The organism is Noviherbaspirillum sp. Root189 (assembly GCF_001428545.1).
Classification (GTDB): Bacteria; Pseudomonadota; Gammaproteobacteria; order Burkholderiales; family Burkholderiaceae_D; genus Noviherbaspirillum.
In genome coordinates this window covers 100,897-122,355 of the sequence record NZ_LMHZ01000001.1, presented here as the reverse complement: position 1 = coordinate 122,355, position 21,459 = coordinate 100,897, and the positions used below count along the sequence as shown (strand labels likewise).

Annotated in this window: 22 protein-coding genes; 19 read left to right on the top strand and 3 right to left on the bottom strand. The window is 59.8% G+C overall.

Translation table 11 applies throughout. The annotated features are described in order from the left end of the window. The first annotated feature begins 4 nt into the window (after positions 1-4). From ASE07_RS00600 to ASE07_RS00515, 18 genes are all read left to right on the top strand, one after another. Complete coding sequence (locus ASE07_RS00600; protein ID WP_082583867.1) at positions 5-688, top strand: HAD family hydrolase; 684 nt, start codon at positions 5-7, stop codon at positions 686-688. Further along, complete coding sequence (locus tag ASE07_RS00595) at positions 685-1,077, top strand: YchJ family protein (protein ID WP_057288854.1); 393 nt, start codon at positions 685-687, stop codon at positions 1,075-1,077. The genes ASE07_RS00600 and ASE07_RS00595 overlap by 4 nt, the downstream gene beginning before the upstream one ends. Positions 1,078-1,140: 63 nt before the next feature. Beyond that, positions 1,141-2,841 (top strand): AMP-binding protein, encoded by a 1,701-nt coding sequence (locus ASE07_RS00590; protein ID WP_057288853.1) that lies wholly within the window; start codon positions 1,141-1,143, stop codon positions 2,839-2,841. A 35-nt stretch (positions 2,842-2,876) separates the two neighbouring features. Continuing rightward, a complete protein-coding gene (locus tag ASE07_RS00585; RefSeq protein ID WP_057288852.1) occupies positions 2,877-4,484 on the top strand; it encodes a carboxyl transferase domain-containing protein in 1,608 nt (535 codons plus the stop codon). A gap of 286 nt (positions 4,485-4,770) precedes the next feature. Continuing rightward, positions 4,771-5,556: an enoyl-CoA hydratase/isomerase family protein gene (locus tag ASE07_RS00580; RefSeq protein ID WP_200960854.1), complete on the top strand. Its 786-nt coding sequence runs from the start codon at positions 4,771-4,773 to the stop codon at positions 5,554-5,556. A gap of 185 nt (positions 5,557-5,741) precedes the next feature. Next, on the top strand, positions 5,742-6,128 hold the full coding sequence (locus ASE07_RS00575; protein WP_057288851.1) for an endonuclease domain-containing protein: 387 nt from the start codon (positions 5,742-5,744) through the stop codon (positions 6,126-6,128). A gap of 52 nt (positions 6,129-6,180) precedes the next feature. Beyond that, positions 6,181-7,509: an adenosylmethionine--8-amino-7-oxononanoate transaminase gene (gene bioA / locus ASE07_RS00570; RefSeq protein WP_057288850.1), complete on the top strand. Its 1,329-nt coding sequence runs from the start codon at positions 6,181-6,183 to the stop codon at positions 7,507-7,509. A 2-nt stretch (positions 7,510-7,511) separates the two neighbouring features. Then, positions 7,512-8,708, top strand: a complete 1,197-nt coding sequence (bioF, locus tag ASE07_RS00565; RefSeq protein WP_057288849.1) for an 8-amino-7-oxononanoate synthase — start codon at positions 7,512-7,514, stop codon at positions 8,706-8,708. Then, a complete protein-coding gene (gene bioD, locus ASE07_RS00560; protein WP_057288848.1) occupies positions 8,705-9,439 on the top strand; it encodes a dethiobiotin synthase in 735 nt (244 codons plus the stop codon). Before bioF ends, bioD begins: the two co-directional genes overlap by 4 nt. Then, entirely contained in the window at positions 9,439-10,470 is a 1,032-nt protein-coding gene (gene bioB / locus ASE07_RS00555) for a biotin synthase BioB (RefSeq protein WP_057288847.1), read from the top strand. The genes bioD and bioB overlap by 1 nt, the downstream gene beginning before the upstream one ends. Positions 10,471-10,558: 88 nt before the next feature. Next, positions 10,559-12,574 carry an acetyl/propionyl/methylcrotonyl-CoA carboxylase subunit alpha gene (locus ASE07_RS00550; RefSeq protein ID WP_057288846.1) on the top strand — a complete coding sequence of 672 codons (2,016 nt, stop codon included), beginning with the start codon at positions 10,559-10,561 and terminating at the stop codon, positions 12,572-12,574. Between the two features lie 151 nt (positions 12,575-12,725). Continuing rightward, complete coding sequence (locus tag ASE07_RS00545) at positions 12,726-13,634, top strand: hydroxymethylglutaryl-CoA lyase (RefSeq protein WP_057288845.1); 909 nt, start codon at positions 12,726-12,728, stop codon at positions 13,632-13,634. Between the two features lie 17 nt (positions 13,635-13,651). Beyond that, complete coding sequence (locus ASE07_RS00540; protein ID WP_082583866.1) at positions 13,652-14,248, top strand: uracil-DNA glycosylase family protein; 597 nt, start codon at positions 13,652-13,654, stop codon at positions 14,246-14,248. Beyond that, a complete protein-coding gene (locus ASE07_RS00535) occupies positions 14,245-14,751 on the top strand; it encodes a YbaK/EbsC family protein (protein ID WP_057288844.1) in 507 nt (168 codons plus the stop codon). Before ASE07_RS00540 ends, ASE07_RS00535 begins: the two co-directional genes overlap by 4 nt. Continuing rightward, positions 14,748-14,957: a DUF1289 domain-containing protein gene (locus ASE07_RS00530; protein ID WP_057288843.1), complete on the top strand. Its 210-nt coding sequence runs from the start codon at positions 14,748-14,750 to the stop codon at positions 14,955-14,957. Before ASE07_RS00535 ends, ASE07_RS00530 begins: the two co-directional genes overlap by 4 nt. Positions 14,958-15,226: 269 nt before the next feature. Further along, positions 15,227-15,853: a 2-hydroxychromene-2-carboxylate isomerase gene (locus ASE07_RS00525; protein ID WP_057288842.1), complete on the top strand. Its 627-nt coding sequence runs from the start codon at positions 15,227-15,229 to the stop codon at positions 15,851-15,853. A 3-nt stretch (positions 15,854-15,856) separates the two neighbouring features. Continuing rightward, the gene (locus ASE07_RS00520) at positions 15,857-16,306 is read left to right on the top strand and encodes a hypothetical protein (RefSeq protein WP_057288841.1); all 450 of its coding nucleotides are present in this window, start codon (positions 15,857-15,859) and stop codon (positions 16,304-16,306) included. Next, complete coding sequence (locus ASE07_RS00515; RefSeq protein ID WP_057288840.1) at positions 16,303-17,211, top strand: MBL fold metallo-hydrolase; 909 nt, start codon at positions 16,303-16,305, stop codon at positions 17,209-17,211. Before ASE07_RS00520 ends, ASE07_RS00515 begins: the two co-directional genes overlap by 4 nt. Positions 17,212-17,304: 93 nt before the next feature. Here ASE07_RS00515 and ASE07_RS00510 read toward each other — a convergent pair whose 3' ends face one another. The 3 genes from ASE07_RS00510 to ASE07_RS00500 all read right to left on the bottom strand — a co-directional run bounded on the left by ASE07_RS00510 (position 17,305) and on the right by ASE07_RS00500 (position 20,210). Then, positions 17,305-18,207 carry an SDR family oxidoreductase gene (locus ASE07_RS00510; RefSeq protein ID WP_057288839.1) on the bottom strand — a complete coding sequence of 301 codons (903 nt, stop codon included), beginning with the start codon at positions 18,205-18,207 and terminating at the stop codon, positions 17,305-17,307. Positions 18,208-18,251: 44 nt separating this feature from the next. Further along, positions 18,252-19,109, bottom strand: coding sequence for an enoyl-CoA hydratase-related protein (locus ASE07_RS00505; protein ID WP_057288838.1), 858 nt, complete (start codon positions 19,107-19,109; stop codon positions 18,252-18,254). A 441-nt stretch (positions 19,110-19,550) separates the two neighbouring features. Continuing rightward, on the bottom strand, positions 19,551-20,210 hold the full coding sequence (locus ASE07_RS00500) for a TetR/AcrR family transcriptional regulator (RefSeq protein WP_057288837.1): 660 nt from the start codon (positions 20,208-20,210) through the stop codon (positions 19,551-19,553). 167 nt (positions 20,211-20,377) lie between these two features. Here ASE07_RS00500 and ASE07_RS00490 point away from each other — a divergent pair, with 167 nt between their 5' ends. Beyond that, positions 20,378-21,349: an NAD(P)H-dependent flavin oxidoreductase gene (locus ASE07_RS00490; RefSeq protein ID WP_057288835.1), complete on the top strand. Its 972-nt coding sequence runs from the start codon at positions 20,378-20,380 to the stop codon at positions 21,347-21,349. The last annotated feature ends 110 nt before the right edge of the window (positions 21,350-21,459 follow it).

Sequence of the window (21,459 nt, the reverse complement as noted above, 5' to 3'; positions counted from 1 at the left end):
AAGAATGATGTCACTGATGTCACTGATGCCGCGCATGCCACGATTTGACATGATCGCCTTCGATTGCGACGGCGTGCTGGTCGACAGCGAGCCGGTAACGTGCGGCGTGCTCGCCGACATGCTCAATGAACTTGGATGGCAGATCTCTCTGCAGGAAACCATGCGTGCCTTCGTGGGCCGCCTGGTGCGTGACGAAACGACGATGATCGCCGCCAATATCCGCAAGCCCATGCCCGTCGATTTCTATCAGCAGTTCGTCGAACGCCGCAACGTAGCGCTGCGAGCCGGTATCGACGCGGTGCGCGGTGTGAATACCGCGATCGAACAAATCGCTGCAGCCAGCATGCCGTTCTGCGTTGCCTCCGGTGCCGACCGCGCAAAGATGCATCTCACGCTGGGGCAAACAGGATTGCTGCCGTGGTTTGAAGGAAAAATATTCAGCGGCATGGAAGTCGCGCGCACCAAGCCGGCCCCCGATGTCTACCTGCTCGCGGCGCAGACGATGGGCATGGCGCCTGAGCGCTGTGTCGTCATCGAGGACACGCCGACCGGTATCGCCGCAGGTCTGGCCGCCGGCATGACCGTATTCGGTTATGCCGAGCACTCGGATCCGCAGGTCTTGCTCAACGCCGGCGCAAGCCGTGTCTTCAGCGACATGGCGGAACTGCCGCAGCTGGTGCTCGCATGAAAAAAGCCGCGCGCTCAGCCTGCCCCTGCGGCAGCAACGATTATGCAGGCTGCTGCGGCCGTTATATCGATGGTGGAGACGCGGCACCGGCCGCCGACCTGCTGATGCGTTCGCGCTATACCGCGTATGTATTGCGCAACGAGCCGTATCTGAAAGCCACCTGGCATGCCAGCACCCGCCCCGTCGAGCCGGTGACACAGGATGAAGGCATGAACTGGCTGGGCCTGGAAGTACGTCGCCATGTGCCCGACGGCGACCAGGCAACGGTGGAGTTCGTCGCACGTTACAAAGTCGGCGGGCGGGCGCACCGGCTGCATGAAATCAGTCGTTTCGTACGCGAAGACGGCAAGTGGTTTTACGTGGATGGCAGTTTTCCCGACAAGGCATAGACATTGAGCGCTGTCTCGCCCCACAAGGGCGCTGACGGAACATGAAATTCGCAAGACAGGAGAATGGACGTGGCGCAACTGGAGACAAGCATCGATCGCGGCAGTACCGATATCCCGCTGATCGAGCAGACGATTGGTGATTTCTTTGACGCGATGGCCGCACGCGTTCCCGACAACGCGGCACTGGTGTCCTGCCACCAGCAGTTGCGATACAGCTATCGCGAACTGCAGCGCGAGGCCAACCGCCTCGCCAGCGCATTGCTGGCGATCGGCATACGGCCGGGTGACCGCGTCGGCATCTGGTCGCACAATAATGCGCAATGGCTGTTGACCCAGATCGCCACCGCCAAGGCGGGCGTCGTGCTGGTCAACATCAATCCCGCCTATCGCATCGCCGAACTGGAGTACGCACTTAACAAGGTCGGTTGCAAGGCGCTGATCACGATGACCAGCTTCAAGACCAGCGATTACCTGGCGATGGTGCGCGAGATCATGCCGGAAATTGTTGCCAGCTCGCCCGGCCAGCTCAAGGCATCCCGCGCGCCTTCGCTTTCAACGGTGATCCATCTCGGCGAGTGCGACGAGCCCGGCATAATGCGGTTCACGGACTTGATGGCCAGGGGCAATCCGGACGATGCGGACCTGAAGGGCATTGCCGGCACGCTGCGCAACACCGATCCCATCAATATCCAGTTCACCAGTGGCACCACCGGCTTTCCGAAAGGCGCCACGCTCACGCACCGCAATGTATTGAACAACGGTTTCTTTATCGGCGAAGCAATGCGCCTGAGCGCCGAAGACCGGTTGTGCATCCCGGTACCCTTGTATCACTGCTTCGGCATGGTACTCGGCAACCTCGCCTGCCTGACGCACGGCGCAACCATCGTCTACCCGAATGATGCCTTCGACCCGCTCTCGGTACTGCAGGCGGTGCAGGACGAGCGTTGCACCGGACTGCATGGCGTGCCTACCATGTTCATCGCCGAGCTCGACCATCCGCGTTTTGCCGAGTTCGACCTGTCTACGCTACGCACCGGCATCATGGCCGGTTCGCCGTGCCCGATCGAAGTGATGAAGCGGGTGGTCAGTGACATGCACATGAGCGAAGTCACGATTGCCTATGGCATGACCGAAACCAGTCCGGTCAGCTGCCAGAGCACCACCGACACACCGCTCGAGAAACGTGTGTCGACGGTGGGTCGGGTACAGCCGCACCTGGAAGTAAAGATCGCCGATCCTGAGAATGGCAAGCCGGTCGCCATCGGCGTTACCGGCGAACTTTGCACACGCGGCTATTCCGTCATGCACGGCTATTGGGACGATCCGCAAAAGACCGCGGAAGCCATCGACAGCGAAGGCTGGATGCATACCGGCGACCTTGCGGTGATGGATGCAGAAGGCTATGTGAACATTGCCGGCCGCATCAAGGACATGGTGATTCGCGGCGGCGAAAACATTTACCCGCGCGAGATCGAAGAATTCCTGTATCGCCATCCCGCGGTTCAGGATGTGCAGGTGATCGGCGTGCCGGACCGCAAGTACGGTGAAGAACTCTGTGCATGGGTGATCCGCCGGCCCGACGCCAGTGTCACGGAAGACGAACTACGCGACTTCTGCAAGGGACAGATCGCGCATTACAAGATCCCCCGGTATATCCGCTTCGTGGATAGCTTTCCGATGACGGTCACCGGCAAGGTCCAGAAGTTCAGAATGCGCGAGCTCATGAAAGACGAACTCAAGATCGACGAAGACAAAACCGCTTAAGACAAGCTAAAACAAGCTATAAAAAGGATGCAAATATGCCGCAAATAGAAAGCAAACTGTCGCCGCGCAGCGAAGACTTCAAAGCCAATGCCGCCGCCATGCAGGCGCTGGTCGACGACCTCAAGGCCAAGGTGGAGAAACTGGCATTGGGCGGTGGGGAAGACGCGCGCAAGAAACATACCTCGCGCGGCAAGCTGCTGCCACGGGACCGCGTGCAGATGCTGCTCGATCCCGGCACGCCTTTCCTCGAACTGTCGCAGATGGCCGCGTACGAGATGTACGACAACGCTGCGCCGGCGGCCGGCGTGATCGCCGGTATCGGCCGCGTGGCCGGTCAGGAATGCATGATCGTCTGCAATGATGCGACCGTGAAGGGCGGCACCTACTACCCGATTACGGTCAAGAAGCATTTGCGCGCACAGGAAATCGCCGACCAGAATAATCTTCCCTGCATCTATCTGGTCGACTCTGGCGGCGCCAACCTGCCGAACCAAGATGAGGTGTTCCCCGACCGCGACCACTTCGGACGCATCTTCTTCAACCAGGCCAACATGTCGGCCAAGGGCATCCCGCAGATCGCGGTGGTGATGGGTTCCTGTACCGCGGGCGGCGCGTATGTGCCGGCGATGAGTGACGAATCGATCATTGTTAAGGACCAGGGCACGATCTTCCTCGGCGGTCCTCCGCTGGTCAAGGCAGCAACCGGCGAAGTGGTCAGTGCCGAAGACCTCGGGGGCGGCGATGTGCATACACGTCTGTCGGGCGTGGTCGATCATCTGGCAAAGAACGACATGCATGCGCTGTCCCTGGCGCGCACCATTGTCGGCAACCTCAACCGCCAGAAAAACCATGCGCTGGTATTGCGTGAACCGGTGGCGCCAAAGTTCGATCCCAAGGAATTGTATGGCGTGATCCCCGCCGATACCCGCAAGCCCTTCGACGTGCGGGAAGTGATTGCGCGTATCGTCGACGGCAGCGAGTTCGATGAATTCAAGGCACGCTACGGCACCACGCTGGTATGCGGCTTTGCGCATATCTTCGGCATGCCGGTCGGCATCATCGCCAACAATGGGATTCTGTTTTCGGAATCGGCGCTCAAGGGCGCACATTTCATCGAACTGTGCTGCCAGCGCAAGATTCCGCTGGTCTTCCTGCAAAACATCACCGGCTTCATGGTCGGGCGCAAGTACGAAAACGAAGGCATCGCCCGCAATGGCGCGAAGATGGTGACCGCCGTGTCGACCGCTGCCGTGCCCAAGTTCACGGTGATCATCGGCGGCAGTTTCGGTGCCGGCAATTACGGCATGTGCGGCCGCGCCTACTCGCCGCGCTTCTTGTGGATGTGGCCGAATGCGCGCATCTCGGTGATGGGCGGCGAACAGGCGGCGAGCGTGCTGGCCACTGTCAAGCGTGACGGTATTGAAGGCAGGGGCGGCAACTGGAGTGCCGAGGAGGAAGAAGCGTTCAAGCAGCCGATCCGCGAACAGTATGAACACCAGGGCCATCCGTACTACGCGACAGCTAGATTATGGGACGACGGCGTGATCGACCCGGCCGATACGCGGATGGTGCTGGGACTGGGCATCAGCGCATCGCTGAATGCGCCGATTCCGGAATCGAAGTTCGGCGTGTTCCGGATGTAATACCAATCCCAACCCATAACGCACCATGAGATCGCGTCCGTCGTCAATAGCTCGCTATTGACTCCTCCTGCGCCTTGCCAGTCAAAAAAATCCATCGATCTCATTTGTCACGTTATAGCTTGGGATTGGTATAACAAGCGGAGATCGATGCGATGCCGATCACGTATGCATGCGCCAGCGTGCCTGCGCGGCGAGTTTGGCTATGTCGCATCGTCTGCAAGAAATTCGTCAGGACCGGCCGCGCGTTGTACGCGGTCGATGACCACATTGTTTGAAAGGAATGATCATGAGTTGGCAAACCCTCGATGTCGCCGTGCAAGCCGGTGTCGCTACCATAACCCTCAACCGGCCGGATGTGCGCAACGCCTTCAACGAAACCACGATCGCCGAAATCACCCAGGTGTTCGGTGAACTGGGCAAGGACGTCGCATTGCGCGCGATCGTGCTCGCCGCGAACGGCCCGGCATTCTGCGCCGGCGCCGATCTCAACTGGATGAAAAAGATGGCCGGCTACACGCACGAAGAAAATCGTGCGGATGCCGTGCAGCTTGCCGACATGCTGCGCACCATCTACACCTGCCCTAAACCGGTGGTCGCGAAGATCCAGGGAGATTGCTATGCCGGTGGCATGGGCCTGGTCGCCGCCTGTGATATTTCCATTGCCGTTGAGACAACATATTTTTGCCTGAGTGAGGTAAAACTCGGCCTGATTCCTGCGACAATCTCGCCCTACGTAATCAAGGCCATGGGTGAAAATGCCGCCCGTCGTTACTTTCTGACCGCAGAACGTTTTTCCGCACAGGAAGCGCAGCGTATTGGCTTTGTGCATTCGGTTGTCAGCGCGGATGCGCTGGATGGTGCGGTTGCCGATGTCGTCAAGGCCTTGGTGTCGAATAGCCCTCATGCGGTCAAGGAAGCCAAGCGACTGGTGCAGGATGTCGCGGGCCGGCCATTGAGTGATGCGCTGATTGCGGATACGGCGGTGAGGATTGCGGATATTCGGAGTTCGGAGGAAGGGAAGGAAGGGGTAAGGTCGTTTCTGGAGAAGCGGAAGCCGGGATGGTTGGGGTAGTGACGATCCTGCTACTTCCTGCTTCAAAACGATAACAGAAGAGTTCCTTCCCCCTTGCAGGGGGAAGGTTAGGATGGGGGTAGTGAGGTTGAGTAATAGTAGCCAGTCGATCAACCTTCACACCCCCTCCCTAGCCCTCCCCCTAAAAGGGGGAGGGAACCTGACGGAGAAAGTAAAGAGGCAGGATGGTTGAAGCAATAACGCGCATCAAACCAACAATCAGGACCAATGCTAGAGCACTGCGCACAGGTATGACCTTGGCCGAGCAACGGTTATGGCATGCGATACGCGGCAAACAACTACAAGGACATCGCTTCCGCCGGCAACATCCAATCGGTCCTTACATCGCCGATTTTGCGTGCGTTGAAGCGCTGCTGCTGATTGAACTGGACGGCGGTCAGCATCAGGATCGGATTGAGTATGACCTTGAGAGAACCAAATTTTTACAGTCGCAAGGCTGGCGCGTAATGCGATTCTGGAACAACAAAGTTTTTGAAAATCTTGATGGTATTTTAAGCAGCATCGTCGGCACATTGACCGCATCACCCGCAGCGCAATCCTTTTCGAAATGAAAAAACGCCTGTCAACGTAACCCGGCAACAAATCAAAGCTTCTGGAGCAGTATTGAACACAATTGAACAACCCGACTGGGTCGCCCGCAGCCTGAAAAGCGTCTGGCACCCATGCACGCAGATGCAGCACCATGAGACGGTACCGCTGGTGCCGGTCAGCCATGGGCGCGGTGCATGGCTGTACGATGCGCAAGGGCGGCGTTACCTCGACGCCATCAGTTCCTGGTGGGTCAACCTGTTCGGTCATGCCAACCAGCGCATCAATGCCGCATTGAAGGATCAGCTGGACCTGCTCGAGCATGCGATGCTCGCGGGCTTTACCCACGAACCGGTCATCAGGCTATCGGAACAACTGGCCGCCCGCACCAACAACGTCCTGGGCCATTGCTTCTACGCATCCGACGGTGCTTCCGCGGTCGAGATCGCGCTGAAGATGAGTTTTCATTTCTGGCGCAACAGTGGCCAGACCGACAAACGCGAATTCGTTTGCCTGAAAGGCAGTTATCACGGCGAGACGATCGGTGCGCTCGCGGTCACCGATGTGCAACTGTTCCGCGATGCCTATGGCCCGCTGCTGCAGCAGGCGCATGTGGTCGCCTCACCCGATGCGCGCCAGGCACAGGACGGCGAATCGCCCGCAGATGTAGCCCACCGTGCCGCACAACAACTTGAAGAAATGCTGCAACAGCGTCCCGGAAAAATTGCCGCCGTGATTGTCGAACCGCTGGTGCAATGTGCCGCCGGCATGGCGATGTACGATCCGGTCTACCTGTCGGAACTGCGCGCCATCTGCAACCGTCACCAGGTGCATCTGATTGCCGATGAAATCGCGGTTGGCTGCGGTCGGACCGGCAGTTTCTTTGCCTGCGAGCAGGCGGCGATCTGGCCGGATTTCCTTTGCCTGTCCAAAGGCATCAGCGGCGGCTATCTGCCGTTGTCACTGGTGATGACGCGCGACGACATCTATCAGGGTTTTTACGACACCGATGTGCGGCGCGGTTTTTTGCATTCGCATTCCTACACCGGCAATCCGCTCGCCTGCCGTGCGGCGCTGGCGACACTGGCGATTTTCGACGAAGATGATGTCATCAATCGCAACAAGGAGCAGGCGACAAAGCTCGGCAAGGCGCTGGCTATGTTTGCCAGCGATTCCCGCGTCGAGCATGTGCGCCAGCGCGGCATGATCTGGGCATGCGATGCAAGGACCGACGACCCGGCATTCTCGCGCAAGTTCTTTACCGCAGCGCTGCAACATGAATTGTTGCTCCGCCCCATCGGCCGCACGCTCTACCTGATGCCGCCTTACATTCTCGATGACGAGGAAACCGCGTTGCTCGCACAGCGCACGCATGCGGTGTTCCAGCAAGTGATCGGAGCCTGAACATGCAACTCCTGTCCGATCTCGAACAGCAACTCAATGCACTTGATGCACAGCAATTGCGCCGCCGGCGTCGCATCGCCGACACGCCATGTGCACCGCATGTGACGGTCGACGGTCGCAAGCTGCTGGCCTTCTGCAGTAATGATTATCTCGGCCTGGCGTCGCATCCGCGACTGGTTGAAGCCTTGCATGAAGGCGCCACCCGCTATGGCGTCGGTAGCGGCGCATCGCACCTGATCAGCGGCCATTCGCGTGCGCATGCCCTGCTGGAAGAGCGGCTCGCCGACTTCCTGTCGCCGCACCTGGAGCAGGCGCGTGCCCTGTACTTCTGCACCGGTTACATGGCAAATCTCGCAGTACTTACCGCACTCACCGCACCGGCGGGGCGGGATGCCGATCTGTTTTCCGAATCGCTGAACCATGCTTCCCTGATTGATGGTGCTCGTTTGTCGCGCGCCAGAGTTCAGGTCTATGCGCACGGTGATAATGCCGCGCTTGAGGTTCTGCTCAAGTCCAGTACCGCAAAAACCAAAGTCGTCGTCACCGACAGCGTGTTCAGCATGGACGGCGATCTCGCGCCCTTGCCTGCACTGCTTGGGCTTTGCGAGCGTTATGGCGCGTGGCTGGTAGTGGACGACGCACACGGGTTCGGTGTACTCGGTAAGTACGGGCGCGGCGCGCTCGAACATTTCAGGCTGCGTTCTCCCTATCTGGTCTACATGGGTACGCTAGGCAAGGCGGCCGGCGTCGGCGGCGCCTTCGTTGCCGCGCACGCCACCGTGATCGAATGGCTGGTGCAGCGCGCGCGGCCTTACATCTACACAACCGCAGCCGCACCTGCACTGGCCCATGCGCTGATGACCAGCGTCGAACTGATCAGCGGCCACGAGGGCGCGATACGTCGGGCGCACCTGCAGCAATTGGTTGGCCAGTTGCAAGCGGCATTGCACTTGCAGCGCTGGACATTGTTTCCTTCGCAAACGGCGATACAGCCGGTCATCATTGGCCGCAACGACGAGGCGCTACGTGCCTCCGCCGCCTTGCACGAACAGGGCTTATGGGTGCCCGCGATTCGCCCGCCGACAGTACCTGCCGATACCGCACGCTTGCGCATCACGCTGTCGGCCGCACATACCGCAGCCGATGTCACACGCGTTGCCGAAGCCATCAATGCCGTCGAAGCCGGGGTGCCTGCATGAACAAGCCCGCCTATTTCGTCACCGGCACCGATACCGAAATCGGCAAGACGCTCGCATCGAGCGCTTTGCTGCATGCACTGGCGCAATGCGGCGTGCGCGTGGCAGGGATGAAGCCCATCGCTGCCGGTGCGGAACTGCACGACGGCATGCTGCATAACGACGATGTCGATGCACTGGCTGCTGCCACCAATGTGACGCTGCCGCTGGAACTGACGACGCCGTATTTGCTGCAGGATGCCGCAGCCCCGCATATCGTCGCTGCACAGGAAGGCGTGCGCATCGATCTGATGCATATCCGCCTCTGCTATGAACGCGTCGCGGCCAGTGCCGATGCCGTGGTAGTCGAAGGCGTCGGCGGATTCTGCGTGCCCTTGTCGGATACCGCCACTACCGCCGATCTCGCACAACAGCTCGGCTTGCCGGTGATCATGGTGGTCGGGATGCGCCTCGGCTGCCTCAGCCATGCCTTGCTGACCGCCGAAGCGATCGCCGCGCGTGGCTTGCCGCTGGCCGGCTGGATCGCCAATGTCGTCGATCCCGGCATGCGTCATCTTGATCACAATGTCGACGCGCTGCGCACACGCATCGCCGCGCCGCTGCTCGGCTGCATTCCGCGTCTGCCCGCGCCATCGGCTGCACGGGCCGCCGCGCATCTGGATTTTTCAAGCTTGCCCCATTGGCCAGTGCCGGCCCGGCAAGTCCTGTCTCACTCTGAAGTAAAGGAAGTCTGATGCCGTCACAAGCCATTACGTTTCATGAGATTCGCACGCCTGCCGCAGCGCGTGTCGCCGCTGCGCAGGCATGGCCCGAAGAAAGGGTGCTGGAGCTGTTTAACCTGCCGTTCAACGAACTGATGTTCCGTGCGCAGCAAGTGCACCGCGAACACTTTGATCCGCAGGAAGTCGAACTCGCCACGCTGCTGTCGATCAAGACCGGCGGCTGCCCGGAAGATTGCGGCTATTGCCCGCAGGCCGCACGCTACGACACCGGCGTCACCGCACAGAAGCTGCTGGAACTGGAAACCGTACTGGAAGCGGCACGCGCTGCGAAAGCCCATGGCGCAACGCGTTTCTGTATGGGCGCTGCCTGGCGCGGTCCCAAGGATCGCGACCTCGATCACGTGGAAGCGATGGTGCGCGGCGTCAAGGAACTCGGCCTCGAAGCCTGCGCCACGCTCGGCATGCTGGAAGACGGCCAGGCCGAACGCCTCGCCGCTGCCGGTCTCGATTATTACAACCACAATCTCGATACCGCGCCCGAGTTCTATAACGACATCATCACGACCCGCAACTACGAAAACCGCCTCGATACCCTGGACAAGGTGCGCAATGCCGGCATCAAGGTGTGCTGCGGCGGCATTGTCGGCATGGGCGAGTCGCGCAAGCAGCGTGCGGGATTGATCGCGCAGGTCGCCAATCTCGATCCGTATCCGGAGTCGGTGCCGATCAACCACTTGGTGCAGGTCGAAGGCACACCCTTGCATGGTCTCGATCCGCTCGATCCGCTGGAGTTTGTGCGCACCATTGCGGTGGCGCGTATCACCATGCCGAAGGCGCGCGTGCGTCTGTCGGCCGGCCGTCGCGAGATGGGCGAAGCGGTGCAGGCGATGTGCTTCCAGGCCGGCGCCAATTCGATCTTTTATGGTGACAAGCTGCTGACGACCGGTAATCCGGATGCGGATGCAGACATGGCCTTGCTGAACAAGCTGGGCATGAAGATCAAGCACACGCAAGTGGATGCGAAGCTTGCAGTAAACGAGTAAAGAAGCCGGTCGCTCTCCGACGCAAGGGGGGCGCCACAAAAAGCATTACAACAAGAGACAACCCCAACGCCACCCAAAAGGAGATAGCGTGTTTAACAAGATCCTGATTGCAAACCGCGGCGAAATTGCTTGCCGCGTGGCCGCCACCGCCCATCGCCTCGGCGTCAAAAGCGTTGCTGTGTATTCGGAAGCCGATGCCAATGCCAAGCACGTCGCCGTCTGCGACGAGTCGGTCCTGATCGGCCCGCCGCCGGCCAAGGAAAGCTACCTGCGCGCCGACAAGATCATCGAAGTCGCGCTTGCCACCGGCGCCCAGGCCATCCATCCCGGCTATGGCTTCCTGTCGGAAAACGACGAGTTCGCTGAAGCCTGCGCCAAGGCCGGCCTGGTGTTCATCGGCCCGCCGGCATCGGCGATTCGCGCGATGGGTTCCAAGTCGGCCGCCAAGGCCTTGATGGAAAAAGCCAATGTGCCGCTGGTGCCCGGCTACCATGGCGACAATCAGGATGCGGATTTTCTACGGGAGCAGGCCGACAAGATCGGTTACCCGGTCTTGCTCAAGGCCAGCGCGGGCGGTGGCGGCAAGGGCATGCGCATCGTCGAGAAAAGCGAAGACTTCAAGGCCGCGCTTGAATCCTGCAAGCGCGAAGCGATCAACAGCTTCGGCGACGACAAGGTGCTGGTCGAAAAATACCTGACCCGACCCCGCCATATCGAAATTCAGGTGTTTGCCGATACCCATGGCAATTGCGTCTACCTGTTCGAGCGCGACTGCTCGGTGCAGCGCCGCCACCAGAAAGTTTTGGAAGAAGCGCCGGCGCCCGGCATGACCGAAGAACGTCGCCGCGCGATGGGTGAAGCAGCGGTCGCCGCCGCCAAGGCGGTTGGTTACGTCGGCGCGGGTACGGTGGAATTCATCGCCAACCAGGACGGCAGCTTCTATTTCATGGAAATGAATACCCGCCTGCAGGTCGAGCACCCGGTCACCGAAATGATCACCGGCCATGACCTGGTCGAATGGCAATTGCGCGTCGCCTTTGGTGAAACGCTGCCGAAGCAGCAAGATGAACTGCGCATCCACGGCCACGCACTGGAAGCGCGCATCTATGCGGAAAATCCCGAAAAGGGTTTCCTGCCGTCCATCGGTACCTTGCAGCATATGCATACGCCGGAAGCGGTCAGTTTTCAACTGGGCAATGGTGTTGTACCCGGCAATCCGGCCGCGGTGCGTATCGATTCCGGCGTGCGCGAAGGCGATGCAATTTCACCATTCTACGATCCGATGATCGCCAAGCTGATCGTCTGGGGCAACGACCGCGAAGAAGCGCTCGCCCACATGTCGCAGGCGCTGTCGGAATTTCAGGTGGTTGGTCTTTCGGCCAACGTCGCCTTCCTCAAGCGCCTGGTGGAAAGCCGCCCGTTCTCGCAGGCCGATCTCGATACCGGCCTGATCGAACGCAACCACGATGCGCTGTTCCCGCAGGCGGCACCGGTATCGCTGCAGATTCTTGGGCTGGCAGCCGCATCGCTGTTGTCCGCGGAGCAAAATGACGGTATCGCAGCCAACGATCCCTGGGCCAATACCAGCGGCTGGCGCATGAATACGGCGCTCATGCGCACACTGGAATTTGCGGAAGAAGCCACTACCTATCCTGTATCGGTCAGCTATCGCGATGCCGGCTGGAACATCGGCGTAGGCGCGCCCTCATCGGTGATGACCTTGGTCGAGCGCAAGGGCCAGCATCTGGTCATCAAGGTGGATGGTACGGCGGTACGCGGCACGGTGGTGCGCGCAGCCGATGTGTTCCATGTGTTCACGGGTGGTGCGCACTATGTTCTCAATTACAACGATCCTCTTGCGCATGCCGGTGAAGCCGAGGCTGAAGGTGGCCGCCTGACGGCACCGATGCCCGGCAAGATCGTCGCGCTGCTGGTCGACAAAGGCAAGACTGTGGAAAAAGGTACACCATTGCTGATCATGGAAGCGATGAAGATGGAACATACGATTGCCGCGCCGGCCAATGGGACGGTGGAAGAGTTGTTGTATGCCGTTGGTGATCAGGTGGCGGAAGGTGCGCAATTGCTGGCGTTCAAGGCAGCTTGACTCACCATTGCCGTCAGTCGCATAAGAACGTTCCCTCCCTTTCAAGGGGAGGGTTAGGGTGGGGATGGGTGCAGCAAAGTACCAAACCCATCCCCATCCCAGCCTTCCCCTTGAAGGGGAAGGAGCGAAAACTACTCTCCGAGAGATAAAAATGACCCTGCCCAGCAAAGTCAAAATCGTCGAAGTCGGCCCGCGTGACGGCCTGCAGAATGAAAAGGAAACCATTCCGGCTTCCGTCAAGATCGAACTGGTCGACCGTCTCACCGACGCCGGCTTCGTCAACATCGAAGCCGCTTCCTTCGTCTCGCCGAAATGGGTGCCGCAGATGGCAACCTCGACCGAGGTGATGGCCGAAATCAAACGCAAGCCCGGCGTGATCTATTCCGCGCTGACGCCGAACATGAAGGGACTGGAAGCCGCCATCGCCGCGAAGGCCGATGAAGTCGTGATCTTTGGCGCGGCATCCGAAGCCTTTTCGCAAAAGAACATCAATTGCTCGATCGCCGAATCGATCGAGCGTTTCCGCGAAGTTGCGCAGGTAGCCAAGCAGCACAACATCCGGCTGCGCGGCAGCATCAGTTGCTCGTTCGGCTGCCCCTACCAGGGCGAGGTGTCGCCGGAAAGCGTGGCTGACGTCGTGCAGCGCCTTCGTGAACTCGGCTGCGATGAAATCGACATTGCCGACACCATCGGCGTCGGCACGCCAAGGAAAGTGCAAACCGTGATGGAACGCGTCGCGAAGGAATTCCCGATCGAGCGCCTGTCCGGTCATTTCCATGACACCTATGGCCAGGCGACCGCCAACATTTACGCCAGCCTGGAAGTCGGCATCTCGATTTTCCATTCCTCGGTCGCGGGACTCGGCGGCTGCCCGTATGCCAAAGGCGCGACCGGCAATGTGTCGACCGAAGACGTGCTGTACCTGATGAACGGCCTCGGTATCGACACCGGCATCGATCTCGACAAGGTCGTCGACGCCGGCCAGTTCATCTCGCAGCATCTCGGCCGCAAAGCGGTAAGCCGCGCGGGTAACGCGATCGCGGCAAAACGGCTCGGATAACAGGCAACGGGATAGAAGTGGGCAAGCTGGAACTTCCTGCGCTGTTGACCGACATCAGCACCTGCCGTCGCTGCGAAGCCAACCTGCCGCACGGCCCGCGTCCGGTGGTGCAGGCGGGCGCGACTGCCAGGCTGCTGATCGTCGGCCAGGCGCCGGGACGCAAGGTACACGACACCGGCATCCCGTGGAATGATCCATCGGGCGATCGCTTGCGCGAATGGCTGAACCTGTCGCGCGACAGTTTTTACGATGCATCCCGGGTGGCCATCGTGCCGACCGGCTTTTGCTATCCGGGCAAGGGTCGCAGCGGCGACCTGCCGCCGCGACCGGAGTGCGCGCCCACATGGCATGCCCCGCTGCTGCAAGCGATGCCTGATGTACAACTGGTGTTGCTGATCGGCCGGTATGCGCAGGAATATTATTTGCGCGAAAATGCCAGGTCAACGCTGACCGATACGGTGGCGGCCTTCCGCGACTACCTGCCGCGCTACTTGCCATTGCCGCATCCCAGCCCGCGCAACCGCTACTGGTTCAAAATGAATCCCTGGTTCGAGCTGGAGGTGTTGCCGATCCTGCGCGAACGCATCGAACCCTTATTCAAGACTGCACAATGAGCACAACAACAAAACTTCCCGATTCCGCGCAACGCGTTGCCGACCTGCTCGCAGCGCTTGGCCATGACAAGCCGGTGGTCATGCTGCCCGAAACCGGCAAGACGTCGGCCGAAGCGGCTGCCGGCCTCGGCTGCGGCGTGGCGGAAATTGCCAAGTCCATCGTGTTTCGCCGTCTGTCCGATGACGCGGCGGTGATGGTGGTCGCCAGCGGCGTCAATCGGGTCGATGAACAGAAGGTCGCGGCCATCGTCGGGCCGCTCGGCAGAGCCGATGCGAAGTTTGTAAAAACGCGCATCGGTTACGCGATCGGTGGCGTCTGCCCGATCGGGCATGTAGAAAAGACCGTCATGCTGATCGACGAAGATTTGATGAAACTGCCCAGCGTCTGGGCAGCGGCAGGACATCCGCATGCAGTTTTCAACCTGACGCCCGAACAATTACGCAACATGACTGGCGCACCGGTCGCCGACGTCGCCCTGCGCACTGAAATGGAATCGGCATGACGGTGAACTACGATCCAATCACGGACAACGACACCGGTACGGTGCCGTCGCCCTGCATCAATATCTGCAAGATGGACGCAGTGAGCGGTTTGTGCGAAGGATGCTTCCGCACGATCGACGAGATCAGAATGTGGAGCACGGCGACGAATGACGTGAAGCGTGCGGTGTGGGTGGAAATTCGTCGGCGGCAGGACGCGTTGTTTTGAATTGCGCGTTGTGAAATAAGTGGCATCGCCGTGATCTGCCAGTATTGAACAGGTTCCCTCCCCCTTGCAGGGGGAGGGCTAGGGTGGGGGTAGTGCGATCGAGATATCGCAGTCGATGAAGCGACCGCACTACCCCCATCCCAACCTTCCCCCTAAGAGGGGGAAGGAGCAGGCCGGTAGCAGGAATGCCCCTCAGTCAAAGGGAAACATCATGATCATCTCCTTGCAGAAGGAAGGAGCAACCGAAACCATGCCAAGGGAGCAACACTATGCAAAAGATCGACTGGTACTTCGACTTCATCTCGCCTTTTGCCTATCTGCAAAGCGAACTGCTGCATACGCTGCCCGGCGATGTGCAAATTGACTTCAAGCCAGTCCTGTTCGCCGCCTTGCTCACGCACTGGGACAACCGCGGTCCCGCCGAAATCGTGCCGAAACGTCAATGGACCTACGAGCACTGCGCCTGGCTTGCGCACAAGCATGGCATCCCGCTGACGATGCCCGCCCAGCATCCGTTCAACCCCTTGCCGTTGCTGCGCCTGTGCATTGCCCTCGGCAGCACGCCGGCAGTCGTGCGACGTCTGTTTCGCTGGGTCTGGCGCGAAGGCAAACTCCCTAATGAAAGCGACAACTTCAGCCAGTTGTTGAACGAATTGTCCGTCACGCCCGACATGCTCGATACCCCCGCGGTCAAGCAACAACTGCGCAATCATGGTGAGCAGGCGATTGCCGCCGGTGTGTTTGGCGTGCCGACCGCGGTAGTGGATAATCGTTGTTTCTGGGGATTGGATGCGACCGACATGCTGCAGGCGTACCTGCGCGGCGATTCCTTCTTCCGGTCCGAGCCCTTCCTCCGTGCGGGCAATGTGCCGCAAGGCGTGCAACGTAACAAATAGACAATGACTCTCGATTTCTACAAACCGCAGCAAGCTCTTACCGGTCCCGCGTACAGCCTCTGGTTCAAAATCCTGGCAACGGTCGTCACGATCCTGCTCGCGACTTACGGGATGAATATCGCGATCCGTTTTCCGCTGATGCAATACGGTTTTGGCGTCAAAGCCTTGCTCGCCGGTGCCGCGCTGATGCTGATCATCAGCTATTACTGGTTCCTGCGCTCGACCATCACGATCAACGAGTCCGGCATCACGCAACGCTGGATGTATAACCGCCATGTCGAATGGCGCGACATCCGCAGCGCCAAGATGATCGGCATTCCCTACCTGTCGGCGATCTTTCCACCGCGCCTGGTGGTCCGCACCGGTAACTCCTTCACAACCTTCAACGGTGGTTCGCAATCCATCCTGGTGGAATTCGCCAAGATCTCGCTGGCCTATCAAATGAAAAAATGAAACTACCCGCATCGATGGAAGTGTTCGAGCGCGGCTGGCTGTCGTCGAACAACATTCTCTTTACAGGCCGGAACGAGACTGCGCTGGTGGACAGCGGATATGCGACTCACGCTGCGCAAACGGTGGCCCTGGTCGAGCATGCGTTGCAGGGTCGTCCACTGGACCGGCTGGTCAACACCCATCTGCATTCCGATCACTGCGGCGGCAACGCCGCGCTGCAGCGCCGCTTCTTGTGCCGCACCGCGATTCCGGCTTCAGAGGCGGCCAAGGTGCAAACCTGGAACGAAGACGAGCTGACATATGAAGCGACCGGCCAGCAATGCGAGCGCTTCCGCTTCGAGGAGACACTGACGCCGGGCGATGTGATTACGCTCGGCGACCTGCCATGGCAGGTGCTGGGGGCGCCCGGGCACGATCCGCATTCGCTGGTGTTCTTTTGCCCGGATGAAGGCATCCTGATTTCCGCCGATGCCTTGTGGGAGCATGGCTTCGGTGTGGTTTTCCCCGAGCTGGAAGGCGAATCCGGTTTTGCGGAAGTGCGCGCGACGCTGGACATGATTGCCGCGCTGGATGTGAAGCTGGTGATTCCCGGGCATGGCGCGCCGTTCAGTAACATCGGCAAGGCCCTTGAAACCGCTTACTCGCGGCTGGCGTATTTTGCCGCCGATCCGGCGCGTAACGCGCAAAACGCGATCAAGGTATTGCTGAAGTTTTTGCTGCTGGAAAAGCAAAGCCTGCCGTTGGCGCAGGTGCCGCAACTGATGTCGGAAATGTATCTGTTCGGCGAGGCGAATCGGCGCTTTTTGCATCAGGATGAGCACGCGCTTGCGCAATGGGCGGTCGAGCAACTGGTGCGCGTTGGTGCGGCCGAGGTGAGTGGCGAGGCGCTTCGGAATCGGGATTGAGAACAGGTGGTGTTTGCCGTGTTCTGATCCGTCGCCTTCGTCACACCCTCAATCAGCCTCAGCCTCAGCCTCAGCCGCTACAGCGTCAGCCGATCAAGCTGTGCGCTGCTCTCTGTCCTTCTTGTTCTGCGCCTCGATCCGGTCGCGCGCTTCTTTCCACTGCTGTTCCGACCACGAGCGCAATTCATAGAAATTGCCGCCTGTCGCCAGGTGGTTGCCGCCATCCATCATGATTGCCTGACCGGTCAGCCAATCGCAGCCATTGCTCATCAGGAAGCTTGCAAGGTTCTGCAATTCTTCCATCTTGCCTGCACGTCCCATCGGGTTGATCGCGGCGGAACGTGCGCCGGGCGCTTCTCCCGGGTTCAGGCGCTTGCTCATGCCCTCAGTCGGGATTTCACCCGGGCCAATCGCATTCAGGCGTATGCCGTACTGCGCCCACTCGGTGGCCAGCGACATGGTCATCGCATGGATCGCCGCCTTGCTCATTGACGATGGGACGACGAAGGGACCGCCGTTCAGCACCCAGGTGACGATGATCGACACCACGCTGCGATAGCCGTCTTCCGGTTTCCATTGTCCCTTTGCCGCCATCTCCACCCAACGCCGTCCGACCGCATGCGTGACGTAGAAAGTCCCGTGCATCACGATATTGGCGATCGCATCGAAGCCGCGCGGCGACAAGGCCGATGTAGGCGAGATAAAGTTGCCTGCCGCATTGTTCACCAGGCCCGTGAGCGGACCTTCGGCAAAAATCTGCTCGACCATATCATCCACTGCTGCAGCGTCGCGAATATCGATGCCGAAGGTTTTTACCGAGCCGCCATAGGTGGCCATCATTTCTTTCGCAGTCTCGTCGCACACTGGTTTGCGGCGGCCGCAGATGTAGATGTCGGCGCCGAGCGATAAATATTTTTCCGCCATCGCGCGGCCGAGGCCGGTGCCGCCACCGGTCACCAGAATGCGTTTGCCTTGCAACAGTTTGGGTTCAAACATGCTTGTCTCCTTGAATGTGAATGCGGGAAGAGTGTTGGCGATCGTTATTTCAGTTCGTACTTGCCTTCGCTGAAGGAATGCAGCGGCGCTAGGTCGTCGTATTGCGGTGCGCGTCCCTGCTGCTTGGCGGTGAAGGCTTCCACCAGGTTGCCGGTCTGCCAGATGCCCGACTGCAGCCAGCCCATCTGTTGCAGGGCGTCATGGGTCGAATGATCGCGTGCGTAGTGGATGGCCTGTTTGCTGCCCCAGATGGCGACTGGCGGTTTTTCGGCGATTTCGCGGGCCATTTGCAGGGCGGCTTCGAGCATTGTGTCCTGCGTATCGAATATTTCATTGACCAAACCGACCGCGAATGCGCGTTGCGCGGGCAAGCGGCGGCCGGTGTAGGCCATCTCGTGCACGATGCCTTCCGGGATCAGTTTGGGCAGGCGTTGCAAGGTGCCAAGGTCGGCGGTCATGCCGATGTTGATTTCCTGGATGCAAAAGAAAGCGTCGGCGGTAGCGAGTCGGATGTCGCAGGCGCTGATCATGTCGACGCCGCCACCGATGCAGCCGCCCTGGATGGCGGCGATGACGGGCATGCGCAGCTGTTCAATCAGGTTGAATGCCTGTTGCATGTCGGTGAGCTGGGGGACGATGTTGGCGCGGCCGGCTGCCGTGCTGTCGTTGAGCGAGATGCCGGTGTCGGCGCCGAAGACGTCGAGGGCCATGCCGGCGGTGAAGTGTTTGCCTGTTGAGGAGATGATGAGCACCCTGGCGTTGGCTTCACGGTTCAGGGTGGTGAGGGCGTGGGTGAGTTCGCGCCAGAGCGCGGGGTGCATGGTGTTGAGGGTGGCGGGGCGGTTGAGGGTTAGGTGGGCGATTTTGTTGGTGATGGTGAGGGTGAGGCATTCGTAGTTCATGATGGGCTCCTTTGGGTTTTGGTTTCTCGTGATGTTTTTTCTTCGGTAATGCAGGACGTTCTGTTCTTCGAGGATGCTTGCCGGGACTGGCCCCGGCGGGCCACTCACTTTCTTTGCTTCGCCAAAGAAAGTAAGCAAAGAAAGGGGGCCGCCGAGGTGCGACCCCGAAACTCGCCTGCGGCTCAAACAGGTTTCGCTTCTTTATCCGTTTTGACGCGCACTCTTTTGGCGTCGGCACAGGGGAACAACCACCACAGCCTCTATGCACAACGCGGGGCAAGTGCTCTGACCTTCGCGCCTGCACCGCCCGGTCCCTTCCCCCTTGTAGGGGGAAGGCTAGGATGGGGGTAGTGCGGTTGAGTCAACGAACTTGCCTGTTAAACCAAAAATCCGTTGGGGCTGAACAGAACAATGCGGCGATAAAAGCACACCAACCCCCGCCTACGCTACTTCCTTCTCCCCCATCTGCAACGACCGCAACACCGCATTCACCGCCGCATTAAACAACTCATCCGCGCGCTCGCTCTTCAGGTAATACCCCTTCAACTCCAAACTCACCGCGCCATGCATCGCCGCCCACAACAAGCGCGCCGCGGCAGTCGGATTCGAAGGCGGCAGCGTCCCATCCTTCATCGCCGCGTCAAACGTCTCGATCAGCACAGCCAGCGATTCCCAGGCCTGATTGCGCGATTCGATCGGCGGCACAAAGCCGGCAATCGCGTCGCCAAACATCACCATGTAGTAACTCGGATTACGCTTCGCATACTCGTGATACACCCGCGCGTGCAAGAGCAGCGGTCCCAGGCCTTCGGTATCGGATTTCTTTTTCGCGGCCTGCGCCGCAGCGGCAAACTCCGCTTTCAGGCGCGCAAAGCCTTCCAGGTACAACTCGTTGGCAAGGCCATCCTTGCCGCCGAACAGCGAGTAGAGCAGGGTGGTCGAGCAGTTCACGGCGTCGGCGACGCGCCGGACCGTCATTGCCGCCGGACCTTCTTCGGTCAGCAGCCGCGTGGCGGCTTCCAGCATGCCCTGCCTGAGCGTGCTGCGTAATTCTTCCTGTGCCTGGCGGAAATCAACCACCGGTGTTTTTTTAGATTTCATGTTCCAGAGGCGTTGTGCAAAAACGTTGTTTTTTCTGATAACATCATAAACAGAAAATAAAAAAACGCAATCGGCCAATCGAGATCGGCCGACAGGCGCATGACAAATTTTGCAACGAATTTCGTTACGTAAGCGGAACGGTTCGGAGCCACATCCAAGGAGTTTTCATGAGCAACAATCATTTGCCGGCGGTTTTGCAGAACCTGAGCCTGCCCGTTATTGCGTCGCCGATGTTCATCGCCAGCGGCCCGGAACTGGTCAAGGCGCAGTGCAAGGCCGGTATCGTCGGTTCATTCCCGGCACTGAATGCGCGTCCGGCGGAATTGCTGGATACCTGGCTGACCGAGATCCAGGCTGATCTGGAAACCTTCAAGCGCAGCAATCCCGGCGCCAGGGTCGGTCCCATCGCGGTCAACCAGATCGTGCACCAGTCCAATGACCGCCTGGCGCATGACGTTGAAGTTTGCGTAAAGCACCAGATCCCCATCATCATTTCCAGCCTGCGCGCACCGCCGAAGGAAATGCTGGACGCGATCCATAGCTATGGCGGCATCGTGCTGCACGACGTGATTTCGATCCGTCATGCGCAGAAGGCGCTGGAAGCCGGCGTTGATGGCCTGATCCTGGTGGCCGCAGGTGCCGGTGGCCATGCGGGCGCGCTGTCGCCCTTCGCACTGGTCGGCGAGGTGCGCAAGTTCTTCAAGGGACCGATCGCCTTGTCGGGTTCCATCGCGACCGGCGATGCGGTGCTGGCGGCGCAGGCCATGGGGGCCGACTTCGCTTACATCGGATCACGCTGGCTGGCGACCAGGGAAGCCAATGTCGACGACAACTATCGTCAGGCAATCGTGGAATCGGCGGCAGCGGACGTCATCTACACCAACCTGTTCACTGGCGTGCATGGCAACTACCTGCGCAAGTCGATCGTCGCTGCGGGACTGGATCCGGACAACCTGCCGCAAGCCGATAAGTCGGCAATGAATTTCGGCTCCGGTGGCGGCAGCAAAGCCAAGGCATGGCGCGATATCTGGGGTGCCGGTCAGGGCGTCGGCCTGATGGATGCGGTCATGAGCGTGCCGGAAGTAATGGAGAAACTGACCGCCGAGTACGTGGCCGCGAAAAAGCGGATCGGCATATAAAACAAGGAAGCCGGCCGACTCGCGGGAGTCTGCCGGCTTTTTCGTTCAGGCAAGGACGCAGATGGTAAAAGACGGATCGTCTCCGAACGTCTGGTACGCGCTTATCCGTG